The sequence below is a fragment of the Pseudomonas sp. ACN5 genome (genome assembly GCF_002303975.1).
Classification (GTDB): Bacteria; Pseudomonadota; Gammaproteobacteria; order Pseudomonadales; family Pseudomonadaceae; genus Aquipseudomonas; species Aquipseudomonas laurylsulfatiphila.
In genome coordinates, this window is record NZ_MRCP01000015.1 from 119,879 (window position 1) to 139,048 (window position 19,170).

Annotated in this window: 20 protein-coding genes; 10 read left to right on the top strand and 10 right to left on the bottom strand. The window is 59.0% G+C overall.

Annotated elements, in window-relative coordinates:
* Positions 1–34 precede the first annotated feature (34 nt).
* The 4 genes from BSF40_RS24725 to BSF40_RS24735 all read left to right on the top strand — a co-directional run bounded on the left by BSF40_RS24725 (position 35) and on the right by BSF40_RS24735 (position 2,746).
* Positions 35–895 carry an OST-HTH/LOTUS domain-containing protein gene (locus BSF40_RS24725; protein WP_095967190.1) on the top strand — a complete coding sequence of 287 codons (861 nt, stop codon included), beginning with the start codon at positions 35–37 and terminating at the stop codon, positions 893–895.
* Between the two features lie 229 nt (positions 896–1,124).
* Positions 1,125–1,286, top strand: coding sequence for a hypothetical protein (locus BSF40_RS32785; RefSeq protein WP_158247845.1), 162 nt, complete (start codon positions 1,125–1,127; stop codon positions 1,284–1,286).
* 134 nt (positions 1,287–1,420) lie between these two features.
* A complete protein-coding gene (locus tag BSF40_RS24730; protein ID WP_207258417.1) occupies positions 1,421–1,798 on the top strand; it encodes a c-type cytochrome in 378 nt (125 codons plus the stop codon).
* A gap of 378 nt (positions 1,799–2,176) precedes the next feature.
* Complete coding sequence (locus tag BSF40_RS24735) at positions 2,177–2,746, top strand: hypothetical protein (protein ID WP_015094646.1); 570 nt, start codon at positions 2,177–2,179, stop codon at positions 2,744–2,746.
* A gap of 272 nt (positions 2,747–3,018) precedes the next feature.
* On the opposite strand, the gene BSF40_RS24740 is transcribed toward BSF40_RS24735, so the two are convergent.
* The 3 genes from BSF40_RS24740 to BSF40_RS24750 all read right to left on the bottom strand — a co-directional run bounded on the left by BSF40_RS24740 (position 3,019) and on the right by BSF40_RS24750 (position 6,912).
* Entirely contained in the window at positions 3,019–4,557 is a 1,539-nt protein-coding gene (locus BSF40_RS24740; RefSeq protein ID WP_095967192.1) for a DUF1254 domain-containing protein, read from the bottom strand.
* A gap of 22 nt (positions 4,558–4,579) precedes the next feature.
* On the bottom strand, positions 4,580–6,094 hold the full coding sequence (locus BSF40_RS24745; protein WP_095967193.1) for a DUF1254 domain-containing protein: 1,515 nt from the start codon (positions 6,092–6,094) through the stop codon (positions 4,580–4,582).
* Between the two features lie 365 nt (positions 6,095–6,459).
* Positions 6,460–6,912 (bottom strand): Lrp/AsnC family transcriptional regulator, encoded by a 453-nt coding sequence (locus BSF40_RS24750; RefSeq protein WP_095967251.1) that lies wholly within the window; start codon positions 6,910–6,912, stop codon positions 6,460–6,462.
* A gap of 151 nt (positions 6,913–7,063) precedes the next feature.
* Here BSF40_RS24750 and BSF40_RS24755 point away from each other — a divergent pair, with 151 nt between their 5' ends.
* Together BSF40_RS24755 and BSF40_RS24760 are read left to right on the top strand one after the other, a co-directional pair.
* The gene (locus BSF40_RS24755; protein ID WP_095967194.1) at positions 7,064–7,681 is read left to right on the top strand and encodes a LysE family translocator; all 618 of its coding nucleotides are present in this window, start codon (positions 7,064–7,066) and stop codon (positions 7,679–7,681) included.
* Between the two features lie 61 nt (positions 7,682–7,742).
* Positions 7,743–8,228, top strand: coding sequence for a MaoC family dehydratase (locus tag BSF40_RS24760; protein WP_095967195.1), 486 nt, complete (start codon positions 7,743–7,745; stop codon positions 8,226–8,228).
* Between the two features lie 84 nt (positions 8,229–8,312).
* Here the strand turns inward: BSF40_RS24760 and BSF40_RS24765 are convergent, their stop codons facing one another.
* Entirely contained in the window at positions 8,313–9,068 is a 756-nt protein-coding gene (locus BSF40_RS24765) for a tetratricopeptide repeat protein (RefSeq protein WP_095967196.1), read from the bottom strand.
* Positions 9,069–9,353: 285 nt separating this feature from the next.
* On the opposite strand from BSF40_RS24765, the gene BSF40_RS33175 reads away from it, so the two are divergent.
* Positions 9,354–9,767 carry a hypothetical protein gene (locus BSF40_RS33175; protein ID WP_095967252.1) on the top strand — a complete coding sequence of 138 codons (414 nt, stop codon included), beginning with the start codon at positions 9,354–9,356 and terminating at the stop codon, positions 9,765–9,767.
* A gap of 112 nt (positions 9,768–9,879) precedes the next feature.
* Here the strand turns inward: BSF40_RS33175 and BSF40_RS24775 are convergent, their stop codons facing one another.
* Together BSF40_RS24775 and BSF40_RS24785 are read right to left on the bottom strand one after the other, a co-directional pair.
* Positions 9,880–10,449, bottom strand: coding sequence for a DJ-1/PfpI family protein (locus BSF40_RS24775; protein ID WP_095967197.1), 570 nt, complete (start codon positions 10,447–10,449; stop codon positions 9,880–9,882).
* Positions 10,450–10,792: 343 nt separating this feature from the next.
* Complete coding sequence (locus BSF40_RS24785) at positions 10,793–11,749, bottom strand: AraC family transcriptional regulator (RefSeq protein ID WP_095967199.1); 957 nt, start codon at positions 11,747–11,749, stop codon at positions 10,793–10,795.
* 199 nt (positions 11,750–11,948) lie between these two features.
* On the opposite strand from BSF40_RS24785, the gene BSF40_RS24790 reads away from it, so the two are divergent.
* The 3 genes from BSF40_RS24790 to BSF40_RS24800 all read left to right on the top strand — a co-directional run bounded on the left by BSF40_RS24790 (position 11,949) and on the right by BSF40_RS24800 (position 14,120).
* The gene (locus BSF40_RS24790; protein ID WP_095967200.1) at positions 11,949–12,902 is read left to right on the top strand and encodes a diiron oxygenase; all 954 of its coding nucleotides are present in this window, start codon (positions 11,949–11,951) and stop codon (positions 12,900–12,902) included.
* 81 nt (positions 12,903–12,983) lie between these two features.
* Positions 12,984–13,418: an MAPEG family protein gene (locus tag BSF40_RS24795; RefSeq protein WP_095967253.1), complete on the top strand. Its 435-nt coding sequence runs from the start codon at positions 12,984–12,986 to the stop codon at positions 13,416–13,418.
* Between the two features lie 87 nt (positions 13,419–13,505).
* Positions 13,506–14,120, top strand: coding sequence for a dihydrofolate reductase family protein (locus BSF40_RS24800; protein WP_095967201.1), 615 nt, complete (start codon positions 13,506–13,508; stop codon positions 14,118–14,120).
* Between the two features lie 38 nt (positions 14,121–14,158).
* On the opposite strand, the gene BSF40_RS24805 is transcribed toward BSF40_RS24800, so the two are convergent.
* From BSF40_RS24805 to BSF40_RS24820, 4 genes are all read right to left on the bottom strand, one after another.
* On the bottom strand, positions 14,159–15,301 hold the full coding sequence (locus tag BSF40_RS24805) for an acyl-CoA dehydrogenase family protein (protein WP_095967202.1): 1,143 nt from the start codon (positions 15,299–15,301) through the stop codon (positions 14,159–14,161).
* Positions 15,302–15,313: 12 nt separating this feature from the next.
* Positions 15,314–16,507: an acyl-CoA dehydrogenase family protein gene (locus tag BSF40_RS24810; protein ID WP_095967203.1), complete on the bottom strand. Its 1,194-nt coding sequence runs from the start codon at positions 16,505–16,507 to the stop codon at positions 15,314–15,316.
* Positions 16,508–16,664: 157 nt separating this feature from the next.
* The gene (locus tag BSF40_RS24815) at positions 16,665–17,747 is read right to left on the bottom strand and encodes a Zn-dependent alcohol dehydrogenase (RefSeq protein ID WP_095967204.1); all 1,083 of its coding nucleotides are present in this window, start codon (positions 17,745–17,747) and stop codon (positions 16,665–16,667) included.
* 28 nt (positions 17,748–17,775) lie between these two features.
* On the bottom strand, positions 17,776–19,128 hold the full coding sequence (locus BSF40_RS24820) for a coniferyl aldehyde dehydrogenase (RefSeq protein ID WP_095967205.1): 1,353 nt from the start codon (positions 19,126–19,128) through the stop codon (positions 17,776–17,778).
* Positions 19,129–19,170: the final 42 nt, after the last annotated feature.

The following is a 19,170-nucleotide window of genomic DNA, read 5'->3' on the forward strand; positions in this document are numbered from 1 at the left end:
TCCAGCCCTACCACTTATGCCTGAGTCGTTAATCATGGATGAAGTCACTGACATGCCCTCGGATGATGTACCTGACCTTCAACCTATAGTGCAGCGCAAGTTGGGGCGCTGCTTGTTGCGCTTGCAACAATACGAACTGCTGCTGAAAGCCCTTGTCGCGCATGGCGAGCTGAGTGGTCCTGCGGACCGACTGCCTATCATCCGTGAACAAAATATCGCATGTGCCCAGAAAAAGACCATGGGCACGTTGATGGGGATGTTGACCGAAAGCTTTCTGACCCAGTCGCCCCAAAATGAAGAATCACAGACGCAAGCCGAAGCCGGTGACCAGATCTGGTTCAGCTATCGACACCAGTTGGAAATGTCAGGCGAGCGCTATGAGGCAACGAAGGCCGCTCTCAAGGAGCTCGTTGACCTGCGCAATGAACTGGTCCACCACTTCATTGAGCGTTTCAATCTCTGGACTGAATCAGGCTGCCAGGCGGCGGATGGTTTTCTGGAGGACAGCTACGAAACCATCAATCGGCATTGTCTGAATCTGCAATCCTGGGCCAAACACATGAGTGAGGCACGAGATAAACTGGCTTCGTTTATGCAGAGCCAAGCATTTGAAGATGTGTTCGACGGTATCCGGGTGGATGGCTCAGTCGATTGGCCCGGCAGTGGGATATGCAGCTGTTTACGTGAAGCGGAAACCAAGCTTGCCGAAAGTGGCTGGACTCGACTGGAAGCAGCCATCCGCTGGATTGGTGATACCTATCCAGAGCAGATGCCCAAGCGCTACGGTTGCAGCAGCTGGAGGCATGTCCTGCACGAATCACGGCAGTTCGAAATACGAAAATCCCAACCTGATAATGAACGTACTGCCGTCTGGTATCGCAGCAAGGTCAGTTGAATGGGAAGCTGCATCGCCCCTCCTCTTGTAAGCGCGCTGACTGACTGCTGCTGGCCGCTTTCTGCTTGTCGCGAGGGGCTGCTCCACAGTCAAAAGCCGTCACTGGGATGCGCCAGGAAAACGAGTTGATTCAACGGGAATGTGTGTATGCCGACACGATGGCTGATATCTTTCCCGCGCACCTGATCGCGTCCAATCGACGCTGATCCCATCAAGGAAGATGAAAACAATGAAAACAGTGCTCGGCGCCCTGCCCTTTATCTGCCTGAAACTACAGGCATTCGCTGGCGACAACCCCATCGGCTTCCCGGCCTCGACGTTGCCAGACAAGCAAAATGACCGCCCGCTCGAGTTGGCCCTCTGGCACCTGAATACAACAACTGCCCGCTGACAACCTGATCAGTGTGTTTCGCCAGTCGACCTCTCGTGGGCGCGAGCACATTGCTGATGAACTGAGTGTTGCAATGGCAACTCCGGGGTTTGCCCTCGATTCAGATCTGATTTAAACAACAAGGCCACATAAAAATGAAAATATTATTCATCGTCACGCTCGGAATTTTATCGCTAGTTCAAACATCACTGTCCTTCGCGGATAATGTTAACGGGAAAAATCTCTACTCACAGAGATGTATCATGTGCCACGGAACAGATCTCAAAGGAACAGGGCCACTGGCTAATAAAAGCAATCCCCCAACACCTGACCTTACAACCTCCATTTTCAAAAAACGATTAAATGATTATCCGGGCGTTATTGTGTCATCGATAATACTTCGTCCAAATGGAGACTTGATCCCAAGAACTTTGCAAGAGAATGGTGTAAAGCTATCGCCATTCTCCTGGAGGATTAAGGATCTGCGCGATATAAATCAATACATGAGTGGTGTGATTTCAAAAAGTCGATGATGTTGGAATGTGAGGTGGGCACAGAAACTCAAGAGCCACTTCAAACTTGAGGGCTTGTGGGGCAATGCCAGTGAGCCCGTCGACCTCTCGCGGTCGCATAGCTGATGACCAATCTCTGATTAATACAAGTTCGGGCGGCGCTTCGCATCCAGCAGTCGTGACAGACAAATAGCGGCCAGGAGCGGCCTTTCTCGCTCAGAATCGAACACCTGTACCTGCACATATCCGACTGGATCCAATCGGCATGTACTGGCAAGCGCAAAAAATGCTGACTAGAGGGTATTGAAACTTGTTGTTACAAGCAGGAATACGTATCATTAATATTCAAAATCAGGACGCAGGGAGAGCATTGTCCATACAATAAGGTCAAAAAAAATAATGCTGAAAATGCTCCTCGTGTACGTTCATCTGCTCGCCAGCTGTATTGCCCTCGGCAGGGTATTGCTAGCCGATCACAAGCTTTGGAGTTGGCGCAAGGAAGCGCTGGATCAGGCGAAGCTTGAGTATCTGGAAGAAACCAGGAAAATCGCCACCCTCGCGTTACTGGCCCTTTGGGGCAGTGGTCTGCTGTTGGTCCTTCAGGGGTATCTCCTCGAGGGTACTGCGTACTTGCTCAACCAGAAGCTCTGGGCCAAGGTGGCGGTTGTCGCACTGCTGACTCTGAACGGAGGTCTGTTGCATCGCGTCGGCTTCCCGTTGTTGCAAAAAGCCCCCTTCGTCTTGTTACCGGGCTCCGACCGCGGTCGCCTTGCACTCTTGGGGGCGTTCTCCATGAGTGGCTGGCTGTTCGCCGCTTTCCTGGGGGTGGCTCGAGCCTGGAATCATGTCATGCCATGCTTGCATGTGATGGGGGTTTTCACGGCATTCGCATTGCTGGCTTGTGCCGTGGCGCTTGTGGTCGCCAGCACGGCGGGCACGATACGTGGTGAGGAGCCTACGGTTTCATAGTGGGTGTAGCACAAACTCAAGCGTGGATAGCATGAGACCTCCCTCGGCACAGGAGTCCACCCAGGCATCCATGCTTGAAGTCGTGGATTGACTCAGTACTGACACCTGATCGCCACACGCAGACCACCTGGCTGATTGATGAACCTTTCAGCCAACGTCTTGACCCGCGACCCGTTAACCCTTTCGGAGTGAGGAGCGGACTCTGCTTAAGGCCTCCCTCGTTGGTGATCTCATCCGCATTATGTTTACCTCCCGACATCGGCAGGCCAACGTCACTTCACCTTCTCGATGTCACCGGGCTTCCAGCTCTTATCGATAGCGGGTTCCCTCGGACCGTAGAGTCGGATGATGGCGAAATAACCTTTGCCTGGCACAGTGGCGAGCCAGTTGGCTTGCTTGCCTTCGGGTACTTTGGGTCCGAGGTAGAGGTCGGTGCTGCCGTCGGCGTTCTGCACCGGCTTGTCACGCGAACCGAGCGAGGGGAACGGCTGGCCGTTGTCGAGACCGGAAGCATTGGCGGCATCGTAAAGCGTCACCGACCAGAACAAGGCGGCAGGAATGTTGGCCGGCAGGTTCAGGTGATAGCTGGTGTCACCCGACAAGGGCGTGCCCCCGCTGTCGGTGAAACTGATCATATATTTGGCACCCTTGCCTGGGGTTTGAGACATCATTCCCGGGCTTATCGAGTAGTAGTTGGTGAACATCCAGATTCGAGCATCGAGGGCCAGGTACGGATAGGCTCCGGCGACATTTTCCCAACTATCATTCTTCGACCCGCCCGGATTCGCGGGAGTACCGTCGGCGAAAGGATTAAGCCACTGGCGGTCTGGATAGACTCTATACGAGAGACCATTCGCCTTGTCTGAAAAGCCAATGACACGGCTCATCTCGTAGCCGGTCCTGGCGGCCCGATCGAGGATCTCGCGTGTTTTCTTATCCGGATTGAACGGTTGCCCCTTGACGATGCCGATCGCCGCCAGCATGCCGAGCCAGTCGGGACCGGCGAGGTTGGCGCCTTCACTGTCCACAAGCCGCTTGAGTTGATCGAAGGCATTGCCGTCGCTGCTCGGCAGCATGTTGACCGGGACGCCGGAGGCATCGGGGTATGTCATCGGTTTCGCCCCGGCCGCGCCGTTCATTGGATATATCTTTGTCTGTTCAAGATGCGTAACCGCCGGCGTCAGATTCTTCGGGTCTTTATAGAACCCGCGCAGAAAGACAAAGACATTGTTTGTGGCAGAGCGGTACACGTAATAGCCCTCCGGCACTTCGCCCTTGTAGCCGGGTGGCAAGAGGAGAAACTTGCCGCCCTTTCCCTCATCCGGTCCAAACAGACCAACGTCACCGAAGAACTTGCCACCATCGACCGGGATGGGACGCTGCCAGACATCCAGCAGGATGCCTTGCAACTCAGGCGGCGCTTCCATCACCATCGGTCCATCCCTTCCCAAGTCGATGTAGCTCATCGCGTAAAGGACATCGGAGTTGGGGGTCGTCACCAGGGTCTTGGCATCAAGTCTGCGCTTCCAGATCGGCAAGACGTTGTAGCCGGCGCCGAATGTCTTTTCCGAGCCCACCTGCATGCCGAGGGTGTTGATCAAAGGCAGCGCCCAGAGATACGTCTGCGTCGCCCGTTGAAAAAGCAATTCGTCGCGTAGTATCTGCGCGGTCTCCTGTGTGGGTCGGCCTTGCGTGAACGGCAGGTCGGCGAGTTTATTGAAGCTGGCTTCCTGAGCGCAGGCCTGCGTTGCCAATTCGCTCATTACTAACGCGCTCACGAGCGCAGCGACGATCGAGCTCTTTGGATTCATGGTTGCGTCCTCTGCCGTTTGATCACTTCACCGTCGCGATGGCCGGTGGCTGCCACGTGCCGTCGAGTATGGCTTTGTCGGCCCAATAGGCACGGATGTAGAGCGAGAATGGGCCGCTGGGGGCCGGCAGCCAATTGCTTTCCTTGTCCTTGCCGGGCGTCCTGGCGCCGGCATAGAGCGTCAGCGACCCGTCCGGGTTGTATTTGAGATTCTTGTTCTTCGTGCCCAGCGAATTGCGCGTTAGCGCGTTGGGATGAAACAGGTGGACGTCGTTGTATAGCGTGAGCGACCAGAAGCCCTTGACCGGTGGCAGCTGGCCCTTGCCAAAGGTGACGGCATAGGTGTTGTTTCCGTTGAGTTGCTTGCCCTGGCTATCGTTGTCCGTGTAGATGTATTTCGTCTCTTCCGGGCGGTTGTCGTACATGTTCGACTTGGCGGAGGCGGTCCGGTTGAGGTAGTCGGTTCCCCATTGGGCATTGTTCACCGGCGAATTCCAACCATTGCCGGCGGCACGACCGTTGTTGCTCCACCGCAGGAACGGCGAAATCATCTCGTGCTCAGCCCCGACAGCGGTTGCCTTGAGCGTCTGCATGATTGTCGGGTCCTTGGCGGCGGCGTCCAGCACACTGCCGATCCAGTTATAGAGGGCTTCCTCGCCTGGCAGCGGCGGCACGCTTTTCATCACCGCAGGTAGTTCGTCGAAGAAGGTTTGCGGGTTCACCCACGAGGCTTCCCCTTTGCCGGTGGTCTTCGGCGTGGGGAAATGCGGTAGCTTGCTCCAGTCCTTGGACTTCATCTTGCCGTCGAACTCCGACAACGGGTAGTAGACGATCTGGCTGATCACCGGCTGGACGGCCTTTTGGTCCTCAGCGCTGTCATCGATGAAGATACGCGGAACGACAAAGGCCAGCGACGTAGAGGAGCGCACCACTGCCGTAATGCCGGCTGGAGTTTCGCCCTTCCAGTTTGGGCCGACCATCATGTAGAAGCCGGGTTTGGTGCCGTAGGCCTTACCGATCTCGGAGAACTCGTCGGTGCGCGCGTCATAGTGGGCGTAGACCCAGAAACGATCACCGAAATCCGGGACCTGGAAGACGATGGGCTCTTTGTCCAGCGTCATGAAGCCGGCGCCGTACGCGACATCCTGGTTGGGGCAAGCGATGAAGGTTTGGTCCGGGCTGACGTACCCGGTCAACATTGCATTCCGGTTGAATGCGATCGGTATCACGCCGCCCATCAAGCCGGGTTCGGGGGCCTTCGAAAAAGCGTTGCCGCGGTTGGCCATGTTCACCAGCGGCCAGCCCCACAGGTAGGCCATGCGCCCCACCGATTGCACGTACGCCTCGGTCATGGCGGTGCCGCTCGCCGGGCCGGGCACTTCGCTGGCGGTTGCAGGGATCGCCACCTGCTGCGCCTGAGCGTTACCCGCCAGCATCAGGAAGGCTGCCCCGACGCCCAGTAAAACGGTTAAGGATCGACGATCAGTTTCCTTGACCCGATAATTTCCTCGGCTGGTAGCGCAAGGTTCAGTCGACATGTTCAACCTCCAAACCCCGTGAATACGTGAATGGATGCCGAAAGACATGCGGAAAAGAAGGGGTCAAACTTTGTGGCGACTGAACCCCTGCGACAGCACCGCGGCGGCACGCCGTTTGATTGTAGCAGCCCGGAATCAGACAACTTTGGTTATTCGGCCAGCCCTCCACGGGTGCAGCCGCTACCGTTCGCCTCGGGCCTGCCTATGGCGCAACTGCTTCCCATTCATTGCCTGACTGCTTTCGGCGCTCTTGCTCAAGACTCCGATGGGCATCTGCGGGTCGGATACAGCTCTTCACGACAGGCAACAATCGGCCAGAAGCGGTCGCTATCGATGCTCATAAAGAACCACATGCAGCCCGTCTATCAGAAAGGAAGGGGCCTATCCTGGACGACCCGTTTCATGACGAGCGTCGAGGTCAGCCGTTGCACGTTGGGTAACGTCGAGAGGCTCTCATCGTAAAGCCTCTGGAAGGCCGGCAGATCCTGGGTTACCACGTGCAGCAGGTAGTCCGGCTCCCCAAACAGACGCTGGGCATCGACCACTTGGGGTATTTCGACGAGCGCCGTCTCGAAAGCTTCTACAGCTTGCCTGTCACCCTCCCGAAGTGTGGCAAACACCATGGCGGAAAAGTTCAGGCCGAGTGCGCCGGGGTCCAGCCGTGCGCGATAACCCAGCAACACCCCAGACTCCTCCAGGGCCCTGACTCGCCGATGGCACGGGGAAAGGCTCAGGCCCACGCGCTCGGCCAGTTCGGTGACAGACAGGCGACCATCCTTTTGTAGCTCAGAAAGAATTTTTCGATCAATCCTGTCCATATAGAAGAATCTCCCAACCAGAGCCGTTCTGATGACCATCTTTGAAAGTAAATTCTAACAAGATTTCATTATTCTTCCTTCACTCATTCATTGCCGCGCAGCGCTCGAAACGATGCAGATGCGGCCTTTGATTCAAGGATTAAATAGCGTCATGACCATTAGCGTTTTCGTTGCGTTCTGGGCCGTATCGATTCTGTTCATCATCACGCCGGGCGCCGATTGGGCCTACGCGATTTCGGCAGGGTTGAAGCATCGAGTCGTCCTGCCCGCAGTGGGCGGTCTGTTATCCGGCCATTTGATCGCCACAATGATTGTTGCCGGCGGTGTGGGCACATTGGTCGCCAACCATCCTGTGGCCTTGTCGGGGCTTACGATTGCCGGAGCGGGTTACCTGCTTTGGTTGGGCGCCAACATGCTTGGCCGCCCTTCTACACCTCACGCGGATGAAACTCAGGCGTCGGGCTCATGGAAGCGCTGGGCGCTCAAGGGGCTTTGCGTGAGCGGATTGAATCCAAAAGTGTTTCTGCTGTTCCTGGCGCTCTTGCCTCAATTTGCCGACGCGACCGCTCCCTGGCCCGTACCGATGCAAATGATTGCGCTGGGACTCGTCCACACTGTCAGTTGTGGCGTGGTCTACCTGCTGGTCGGATTTGGCTCGCAAGTTATTCTTCGGGCGCGCCCTGCGGCCGCTCAAGGAGTCAGCCGGTTTTCTGGAGCCGCCATGATCATCATCGCGCTGGTGCTGCTGATCGAACAGACCCGCGGTTGATCCTTTATCAGCAATACATTTTACGGTTTAGCCACTGCTTCACTGCTAACAGGGAGCGCTTATGAAAAGCCCGAGAGAACGTGCCGCCGAAGGTCTCCAGGTCGGTGAACGGTTCACCATAGTCCGCTGTTTCACAGAGGATGATATTCGTCAGTTCGCGCAAATCTCTCGAGACTACAACCCCGTTCACTGCGATGCGCACTACGCGGAACTGCGCAGGTTCAAGGCGCCCATTGCCCATGGCCTTCTGACCGCCAGCCTCGTCACCGAAATTGGCGGGCAAATCGGCTGGCTGGCGACAGGGATGAGTTTCGAATTCAAACGACCGGTTTATCCAGGCGAGCCAGTCACCTGTCACTGGCTCATTGCTGACATCGATGGACGTGGTCATGCAAAAGCCGAAGTCCGGATTCTCAACGCGCAGGGAGTCACGGTGCTGGAGGCGACGACGACTGGGGTGCTACCCGGTCCCGAAGAACGGGAGCGCCTCAAGCAAATGCTGGCTGAGGGCGATATCACTAACGGAGCTGTCATGCCCATGACTTGATGTCCTGGAATGGTTGGCGCCTGGTGGTTTCTTCGTGTGACAGCCAAGAGCCGGTTGGTCAGCCCAAAAAGGACACCCGGAAACTCACCCGCGCACCAGATAGGCCCCTGAAGGAACCCGATAGCGCAGCTTCTTGCATTTACCGGGTGCAGGCTGATGCCCTGGCGGACGATCAGGAAACCAGATTCGGCATTTGCCCGGAGGCGGCATATGGCCGCGGGGAATCTCAACCTCAGCGTACGCCCGCTCTGGCCCGATATTAACCATTTGCAATTGTCCTTCGGACCCTACTCTGCCAGCCGTCGGTACATCCGATACCCGACCTGCCTCTGCGCCAGTGAAGTTGCGAGCGTCACGCCCGGTGTCCGCAGTGGATTGCTCAACAACCGCCTGCGCTGCGCGGCGCCTTTGGGTCTCCTCTACCAGCCCCTTCTGAACGGCGACCACGTCCGCGTTGGGTGAGGTTCCCGAAGATTGGGCCTGCTGCGCCGCCTGGATCAATTGGAAGTTGCGGTTGCGCAACTGGACGTTGTTGCCCACCCGCATGTTCGAGCGCGCCGCCAAGGTTTCAGCCTGCTGGTACTGCCCCTGCTGCAGACGCAACACACCGAGGTAATGCAGCGTCGCGGGATTGTTCGGCTGGATATGCAGGGCACGCTCAAGCGTGGCGGCGGCCTGGTCCAGTTGACCGTTTTCATACTGCCGCGAGGCTGTTTCGATCAGGGTGGTTGATGCGCTGTTGCTCTGCGCGGGCGCTCTTCGCTCGGCAGCGACAGAACAAAACGACGCGACAGCGCAGAACACCAGGATGAGGACCGGCAGAGAACTCTTGTTTGGCATCAGGGGGCGGACTCGACTGAACTCGGACGGCACTGCCGATACAGGGCCGCTATAGACCCGGTCAATACCCTGAAGTTCCGGTTGCAACGGCCGTCGCAACCGGTACTTTTTTTACCACCCCACGACTGAGACCCCGCTGGCTATTTAAGCAACGGCCCCTAGAACTTTTCCCTATTTACCGGTCTATGTGGATAGGCACATCCGCTCGGTAAGCACGCCCCCCCGCAGGCTACCCGCCGCCAGATGGCCACACGTCCGATTGTCCATCAGAGGTTGTCTTCGCTCATGAAATTCCATGTCCCACGGATGGTGCTCTTCGGCCTGTTCGCGTTCGCGGCAGTGGGCTCGGCATCCGCCACACAGATGAAGGATTCAACCCCTGTTTCTGCAACTCAAGCCCCAGCCATCCAGACGCCCGTCCAGGCCGCCGGCAACCCTTGGCCGACCTTGGCCAGTATGGCCGGCAAGCAGCCAGGGCCGTTGCTTGCCCATGACGACCGATACTGGCATGACGGCCATTGGCACGATCGTAGAGACGATTGGCGCCGAGACGACTGGCGCAGGGATCAGTGGCGCAGAGATCAGTGGCGTAGAGAGCAAGCTCGCCGGGAAGCCGAGCGCCGTCGTGATTGGGAGCGCCACCAGGATCGGGCCATGCGGCACCGTTACGAGGACGATCGCCGTTACTATCGTCGCTAGTGCGAAGCCCCGGAACAATCCGGGGCGCAAGCAACCCTTCGTGACAAGCCGCAATCGGCTGTGGATTCAACCGGTCGACGCAACAGACTGGCTGTTTGGCAGGACGAAGCGGTCACCCATGTTCCGCTGCCAACATTGACCTGAACTGAGAAATGATCTCTGAAGATAACCCGGCACCTTCGAACACTGCGCAGGTGAAGCTAACGGGCGCAGGGCCTGGGGCAGTTATAATGCGGTCCGCAACCACAGCGACTGGACTGCTTCGATAAAGCGTGCGCCCTTCATAACCTGCGGCATTCTGTTGTAAGAAGTCAGCGCTGTTCGAGGTATGAGGAACCGAGTCGAGAAGCCCGGCCCTCGCAAGTGCCAGCGTTCCCCCACAGATACCGGCAATTGTCGCCCCACTTGAGCGACTGGCATGAAGAAAGTCTCGAATATCCGGTGCTTCTGCACGTTCCCAGACCGTTCCTCCAATGACGACAACAACGTCCGGTTTCCAGTCCAGACATTGCTGCAAACTGCTATCGACAGTGACAGCCAATCCACCCTGCGAGCGGAACTGCCCCGTAGCACTAGCGAAAAATCTGACATCGATCCCGTAAAACGGGGACGCAGTTCCAGCAATGAAAGCATATTCCCAGTCCGCAAAACCGGGTGTCAGTATCAATCCTATGCGTGCCATCAGTCAGAATCCTCCATGAATGCCAATAACATATGGCGACAATAAACAGACATCAAGGGCTGCTTCGGGTCGATTGTGTTGAAAAAGTCGGCCATGGTTTCCACGGCAGAAAAGTACGCGCTTGAGATTGAAATCTTTACTTTAAGCAGAGGATTCCGGGCTCAGATTTCGCGTAGCTACGCGCAAAAAAGGCATTTTCAGCAGTCAGTACGCGGGCAGTCTGGAAGGACCGACTTTTTCAACACAATCGGTCGCAAGCAGCCCTTCGTGACAGGCCGCAATCGGCCACGAGGATACATTCTCCGCCTGGCTTGATCAGACTGTCCTCAGGCACCAGCCCTTCTCATGCCGATTGTCTGCGCCAGGTACCGGGTGATGTGCCGAACTGGCGTTTGAATGCGCGACTGAACGCCGCTTCGGATTCGTAGCCCACTGCAAAGCCGATTTGCGCCACATTACCGCGACCTTCGCGCAGGTGTTGAGCCGCCACGTGCATCCGCCAGAGCGTCAGGTATTGCATCGGTGGCTGCCCGACCAATGCCGTGAATCGCTCCGCGAATACCGAGCGCGACATGCCCACTTCAAGCGCCAGGGCTTCCGCCGTCCAGCCCTCGGTTGGACGGGCATGGAGCAGCGCCAGTGCGCGCCCGATATGCAGGTCTCGCAGACCCGCCAGCCACCCGCGCCGTTCAGGAGGGAGGTTCGCGACATACTGGCTGACGGCTTCGACGAACAGCAGTTCGGAGAGCTTGGCGATGACCGTTGCCGAGCCCACGCGCCCCGCCGCGATCTCACTGACGGCGAAACGGAATGAGCTTTCAATCCAGGCGCCCGAAGCCGTCGCGCGGACATCCAGCTTCAACAAGGATGGCAGCGACGAAAGCAACGGGCTGAACGGTGTTTCAGAGCCGAGAAATCCGCACAGTAGCTGTGTAGCCTCACCGCCCCCACCGCACTTGATGCGTGATATGCCGCCGACTTCCGGCGGCTGAATGACTTCGCGTGCCGACATGGGCGCAATGCCCAGATCACTGCCAAAGGTATGAACGTCGTTGCGAGGAAGCAGAATGAGTTCACCTGCCCGCACCTCGAGGGTGGCACCATCGTCGACTCGCAATTGCATGTGCCCCGCCGCGACAAAATGCGAGGCGATGATATGTCGAGGGGCGGCCAGGAACGGTTTGCAATCGTCGGCGGAGATTCTTCCGCTCAGACACCAGGGCGCAGTGAACTCCGCCTCGAGGAAGACCCCTCCAGACAGCCGGATCACCCGCAATACATCAGATAGCGCATCCAGCAATTGCCAGCCCTCCTTTCCGGAGTCCCGAGCATGTAATCAGGCGCACTGGTCATTCGCCGCCTGAACGGCGAGGCCTAGATTAGCACCAACGCGGACTCAGTGATCGAGACGATCCCCAGACTCTTCACCGATTGTCATTGACTCCCGCGCTAACCGTAATTGGCCCATTCCAACTCGACCACGCCAGCCGGAGATCAGTATGAACACCGCCGCTACCCTGCCCCGCCCGGACTCGGGCAACGCCGCCCGTTATGCGCAACTCGTCAGATCCTCGAAGAAAGCGGAATGGCAGATCGACCGCGACTTGCTGCAGGACCGCAGCTTCGACTTCTCGCGCAAATTCCTGCCCGACGGACTCTCGAGGATCGACCGCCTGACCTTCCTCGGCGCAGACGAGGCGCGCCTGCTCAGCCAGATTCAGGGTCGAACCTATGCGTACATTTTTGGCCTGGTCGAGCGCTTTATCAGTGCCAAGATGCTCGACCAGGGTCGGGCCCATGTATTTGACGATCAGCTCGCACTCGAAGCGCTGGTGCGTTTTTCCAACGACGAGATCAAACATCAGGAACTGTTCCGGCGCATCGAGACGATGATGGGAACTCGATTGCCGGCGGGATATCGTCAGGTTGCCGATCCGAACGATGTGGCCCGCGCGGTACTGGCGGCCAGCACCTGGGCGGTACTGGCGCTGACCTGTCATATCGAGCTGTTCGTTCAGACGCACTACGTACAGAGCATCGCCCCGCGCGAGGAGTTGTGCCCACTGTTCAAGGACGTCTTCAAGTTTCACTGGAAGGATGAAAGCCGCCACGTCGTACTCGATGAACTGGAGTGGGAGGCGGAGCACGCGAAACTCTCCCCGGCCGAGCGCGACCAGGCCGTGAACGATCTGATTGCCCTGGTGGCGGCCGTCGACGCGATCCTGCAGGCACAATCGGCAGCCGATGCCGACTACTTCATGGGAAATGCTTCACGATCGTTCAGTGCCGATGAGACCGCGCAAATCAGGGCCTGCGTGCTGAGCGCCTACCGCTGGCAATACATTGTCTCGGGCGTGCAGCATCCACACTTTGGCCGGCTGCTTGCGCGCATGACAACCCCGGCACAGATGTCCAGGGTTCAGACCGCACTGGCACCGATCATGGGCCAGTGATCGACAAGGGGCGACCGACCGCGCGTCGGTCGCGCGACATCGGGATGACGTGTTGAAAATGATTGATCGAGGATGGCAGCCATGACGACTCCGATGTGGATGCTGCTTGGCTTTGCGACCTGGACCTTGCTGCTGTTGATGGCAACCGTCGGGGTCTATCGCTGGGTCAGAATCCTGTTCTCGAAGGTTCCGATCGCTTCTTTCCGAAGCGATCAGCTCGAAGGCGAGGATTGGTACCGGCGCGGGACAAGAGCACACGCCAACTGCGTGGAAAACCTGCCGGTCTTTGGCGTCATCGTGTTCGTGATTTCCGCCCTGGGTATCGACGGCCCTGCGGTGAGCTACTTGTCCATCATCGTCCTGATCGCTCGTGTGTGTCAGTCTCTGGTTCACGTATCCCATGTGCAGACCGACAGCTTCGTGGCGGTTCGATTTACTTTCTTTTGCCTACAATTGATCTGTTTTCTCGCACTCATTGTCATCGCCGCTGGTTACGGCGCAGGCATATTCAAATAGAGGTACGACCATCCGGCAGGGAATCTCTCGACTGATCGCAGACGCCCCTGTCCAACCTCCTTCACCAGGACGAATCAGGAGAAAAACATGCGCACACTGACCGTTGCCGCGTTCATCAGCCTGGACGGCGTCATGCAAGCGCCCGGCGGGCCTGAAGAGGACACCAGTGGCGGATTCCGCTTCGGTGGCTGGATCGTGCCCTACGCCGACCAGACAACCGGCCAGGCCGTACAGGACCTGTTCTCGCAACCGTTCGAGTTACTGCTGGGGCGTCGGACCTACGACATCTTCGCCGCCTATTGGCCGCACGCTTCGGCCGACTCCCCCCACCACACCATTGCCGACCTGTTCAACGGCGTGCCCAAGCACGTGGCCACCCATCGCGGCGATTCACTGGAATGGCACAACAGTCATGCGCTGCAGGGCAACCTGATCGACGCGATCAGCGCGCTCAAGCGCCAGGACGGTCCTCGGCTACTGACCCAGGGCAGCGGCGACCTGGTGCGCCAACTGCTCGCCGCCGGCCTGGTGGACGAGTTGCGGCTGATGATTCACCCCATCCTGCTGGGACGCGGCAAGCGCCTGTTCGACGACAACGCACAGGCGTCGGCCTTCACCTTGCTGAACTCGATCAGCTCGCCCGGGGGTGTGCTGATCGCCCACTATACCCGCAGCGGCGAGGTGCGCACAGGTACGTTCTAACGTGGCGGGCGGCGATAGCCTCGCGGTTGGGGTATGCCTCACGCCACCTGCATCAACTTCGCGTAAGCCTGCAAATGGTGATCGTCATCGCCAAACTGACGCGCCACCATCAGCAAATGCCTGGCGTGGTGCGACAGCATGTACTCCCAGGTCAGGCCGATGCCGCCGTGCAACTGGATACCCTGGTCGGCGACAAAGCGGCTGGCGCGACTGACGATGAACTTGGCGGCAGCCAGGATGCGGCTGCGTTCGGCGCTGTCCGCCTGATCGGCCACGCAGGCGGCGAGCAGTGTCATGGACGTGGCCTGGTCCAGTTCGATGCGCATGTCCACCATACGGTGTTGCAGCACCTGGAACTTGCCAATGGGCTGACCGAACTGCTGGCGGGTTTTCAGGTAGTCGAGGGTCAACGCGCACGCCGCTTCCATGCTGCCGACGGCCTCGGCGCATTGCGCGGCGATGCACCGGCCCTGCTGATAACGCAGCGCCGGCAAGGCCTGCCCCACTGCGCCGAGTACCGCACTGCTTTTTACGAACACGTCGTCCAGGTACAGCTCGCAGGCCATCCGCCCATCCTGGGTGGCGAAGTCGCGTCGACCGACGCCGCGGTCTTGCGGGTCGACCAGAAACAGCGTGATGCCCTTCTCGTCCCGAGCCCCGTGGCTGGTGCGCGCCGACAACAGAATCAGCCCGGCGCTCTGACCGCCGATGATCACCGACTTGCGGCCATTGAGCTTCCAGCCGCCGCTGACCGCCTCGGCGGTCGTCTGAACGTCGTGCAACTGGTAGTGACTCTGCGGCTCATCGAGGGCCACGGCCAGTTGCAGGCTGGCGCTGCCGACCTGCGGCAACAGCGTGTCTTTCTGGGCGGCGGTGCCCAACTGGTCGACCAGGCCACCGGCGAAAATCACCGAATGCAGGAAAGGCTCCAGGCACAGGCCGCGGCCCAGCTCGGTCATGATCAGCATGTTCTCCACACCGCTGCCACCATAGCCGCCATAGGCTTCGGCAAAGGGCACGGCGCAGAGGCCGAGGTCGCCCAGTTGCTGCATGAACGGGCCGCTGAAGCCGTGTCTGCTCTGGCGGTATTGCTCGCGATGCTCGAAACCATACACGTCGCGCACCAGGCGCGCGGCGGTTTCCTGCAGCATCAGTTGCTCTTCTGTCAGTTTGAAGTCCATGATCGGGGCGCCTTACAGTTCGAGGATCATTTTCGCGATGATGTTCTTCTGGATTTCGTTGGCGCCGCCATAAATCGAGGCCTTGCGCGCATCCAGGTACTGGTAGGTGGCCGCGCTGCTGTAGTCGGTGTACAGCAAGGGTTCGCTGCCGTAACCCAGTTCATCCTCAATGAACGGCAACGCGTACGGCCCCACGGCCTTGCTGATCAGGTAGGTAATCGCCTGCCGGATCTCGGTGCCCTTGATCTTCAGGAACGAGCTTTCGGCACCGGGTACTTCGCCGTTTTGTGTCGCCGCCAGGGTTCGCAGGTTGCTCATTTCGGCCGCCATCAACTGCATCTCGACTTCAGCGATCTGCGTGCGGAACAACGGGTCGTCGATCAGTGGCCGGCCATCGCGGACTTCCTGGCTGGCAATTCGCTTGAGCCGGGTGAGCAATGCCTTGTTCTGCGCGATCCCGCCGATGCTGGTGCGCTCGTGGGTCAACAGGTACTTGGCGCAGGTCCAACCCTCGTTCTCCTGCCCGACCCGATTCGCCACCGGCACCCGCACGTTGTCGAAGAACACTTCGTTGACTTCATGCTCGCCATCCAGGGTGATGATCGGCCGCACGGTAATGCCGGGGGTTTTCATGTCGATCAGCAGGAACGAAATGCCCCGTTGCTGACGCGCCTCGGGGTCGGTGCGCACCAGGCAGAACATCCAGTCGGCGAAATGCGCCAGCGTGGTCCAGGTTTTCTGGCCGTTGACCACGTAGTCGTCGCCTTCGCGCACCGCACGGGTTTTCAATGACGACAGATCAGAACCGGCACCCGGTTCGGAGTAACCCTGGCACCACCAGTCCTCACAGGAAAGAATCCGCGGCAGGAAGTGTGCTTTCTGCTCGGCGGTGCCGAACTTGATGATCACCGGGGCAACCATTTTCAAACCGAAGGAGGATACTTTCGGCGCCCCGGCAGCGAAGCATTCCTCGTCGAAAATATGCTTTTGCACATCGCTCCAACCGGTACCACCGAACTCGACAGGCCAGCCCGGTGCAAGCCAGCCCTGCCGGTTGAGTGTGCGCATCCATTGCACCTGATGCGCTTTGCTCAGGCGCTTGCCCAGTGCGATCCGCTCGGCGAATTCAACGGGTAGGTGATCACGAAGAAATGCACGCACGTCCTCGCGAAACGCGCGCTCGTGCGCAGTGAAATCAATGTCCATCCATCCACTCCAAAAGCATTGGGGCTTACCCACACCCCCTGTAGGAGCGAGCTTGCTCGCGATGGTCTCCAACGATAACGCTGGCTTCCTGACTCCCCGCGGCGTTCTCGGGTTTTTCGCGAGCAAGCTCGCTCCTACAAGGAAATGACGGGGCTTATCAATCGAAAACAATCACCGAACGCGCCAGCTCACCGCGACGCAGCTCATCGAACGCCTCGTTGATCTGGTCCAGACGGATGCGCTGGGAAATCATTTCATCGAGCTTGAGCTTGCCGGCCATGTAGAAGTCGACCAGGCGCGGCATGTCGACCGGGAAGCGGTTGGAACCCATCAACGAACCCTGGATACGGCGTTCGTGCAGCAGTTGCAGCGGGTCCAGCTCGATTTTCAGGCCTGGCTTGAGCATGCCGATCACGGTGGCGGTACCGCCGCGCGCCAACATGGCAAAGGCTTGCTCGGCGGTCTGCTTGAGGCCGATGCATTCGAAGGCGTGGTGTACTCCGCCACGGGTCAGCTCCATCACTTGCTTGGCGGCATCGCCGTCCCGACCGTTGATCAGGTCAGTGGCGCCGAACTGTCTGGCCAGTTCCAGCTTCGAGTCGAGCATGTCGATGGCGATGATCCGCCCTGCCCCGGCCAGTGCCGCGCCGTTGATGGCCGCCAGACCGATGCCACCGCACCCGATCACGGCCACGGTTTCGCCCGGCCGCACTTTGGCCGTGTTGAATACCGCGCCGGTACCGGTGGTCACGGCACAACCGAGCAGCGCCGCACGGTCCAGCGGCATGTCGCGGCGGATCGCCACACAGGCGTTTTCGTGCACCAGCATCTGCTCGGCGAACCCGGACAGGTTGACGAATTGCGGCATCGGTTTGTGCACGTAGGTCAGGCGTGGTTCTTCATCCTTGTCGCGCTTTGTTTCCGGGGAAACGCAACGCGCCAGATGGCCGGTCACGCAGTGTTCGCAATGGCCGCAGAACACCGTCAGGCAGGTGACCACATGATCGCCCGGCTTGACCGAACGCACTTCGCAACCGACCTGTTCGACCACGCCGGCGGCTTCATGACCCAACACCATCGGGCCGGGATACGGAAACGAGCCGTCAATGACGTGCAGGTCGGAGTGGCACACCCCCACGGCTTTGGTGCGGATCAACACCTCACGCGGGCCTGGTTTGCTGATGCCCACTTCTTCAATGACCAGCGGGACTCCAACCTGATGGAATACGGCAGCTTTCATGACAGTTCTCTCGACAATGATGTGGGGTTCAGGCCGGGTTGGCCGCTGTACGCAAAACAGCTTTGGCATGGCTGAAGGTGCGGAAACCGTCGATGCCGTGATAGGCCCCCATGCCGCTCTGGCCGACGCCGCCGAAGGGCAGGCCTTCGGTGCTGGCATGGCTCATCACGCCGTTGAGGGTCACGCCGCCGGAACAGGTACGGGTCAGCACCAGGGCTTCTTCGGTGGCATCGTTGCCGAAGTAGTACAAGGCCAGCGGACGCGGTCGCGCATTGATCTGGGTGATGACTTCGCTGAGGGTTTCGTAGGGTTTGATCGGCAGCAGCGGACCGAAGATTTCGTCCTGCATCACCTGCAGGTCGTCGCCGGGATTGCGCAGCAGCGTCGGTACGATCTTGTTCAGCGGCGACTGGCTGAAATCTTCAGCGCCGGCATTCAGTTCGATCAGCTCGACACCGGCGGCGCGGGCCTCGCTCAGGTAACCCTGCAAGCGCTCGAAATGACGGGTGTTGATGATGGAGGTGTAGTCCGGGTTGTCCTTGAGCGTCGGGAAGAACTTCGCCACCACGGCTTTGGCCACGGCGATGAAAGCCTCTACCGACTCCTGCGGGACAAACACGTAGTCCGGTGCCACGCACAACTGACCGGCATTGAGCAGTTTGCCGATCACGACCTTGGCCACCGCGTCGTTGAAGTTCGCCGAACGCGAGATGATCGTTGGCGACTTGCCGCCCAGTTCCAGGGTCACCGGTACCAGGTTTTCCGCCGCAGCCCTTAGCACGTGCTTGCCGATGCTGGTGGCACCGGTGAACAGCAAATGGTCGAACGGCTGGCCGCAGAACGCCTGCCCGACGTCGGCACCGCCCAGGACCACCGCCACTTCGTCTTCGGCGTAGACCGAACGGATCAGCCGCGCGATCAGCGCCGACGTATGCGGGGTGAATTCCGAGGGTTTGATCATCACCCGGTTGCCCGCCGCCAATGCGCCGGCCAGCCCGCTGAACACCATGTAGCCAGGTACGTTCCAGGCCGTGACGATGCCCACGACACCCAGCGGCTGGTATTGCACCCAGGCTTCGCCGGCGCGGGCCTGACGTTGTTCCGGGCGCATCCATTGGGCCAGTTCGGCCTTGGTCTGCTGCAGTGTCGCCAGTGGCGACAGCACTTCACTGCCCTTGGAGAAACCCGGGCTGCGATGGCCGAAATCGGCGGTCAGGGCCTCGATGATGTCCTGTTCGTGATTGACCAGCAAACCGATGGCCCGGTCGAGCAACTCACTGCGCTCTTCAAGGGTATAGGGTTCGCGGCCTTGGAAGGCCGCGCGTTGTTTTTCCAGGATCGTGCGGATGTCACAGCTCGTCGAACTCTCGATGGCGCTCATCACTACCTCTCTTGTTTTTGTCAGGCCGCGGCCACGGCCGGG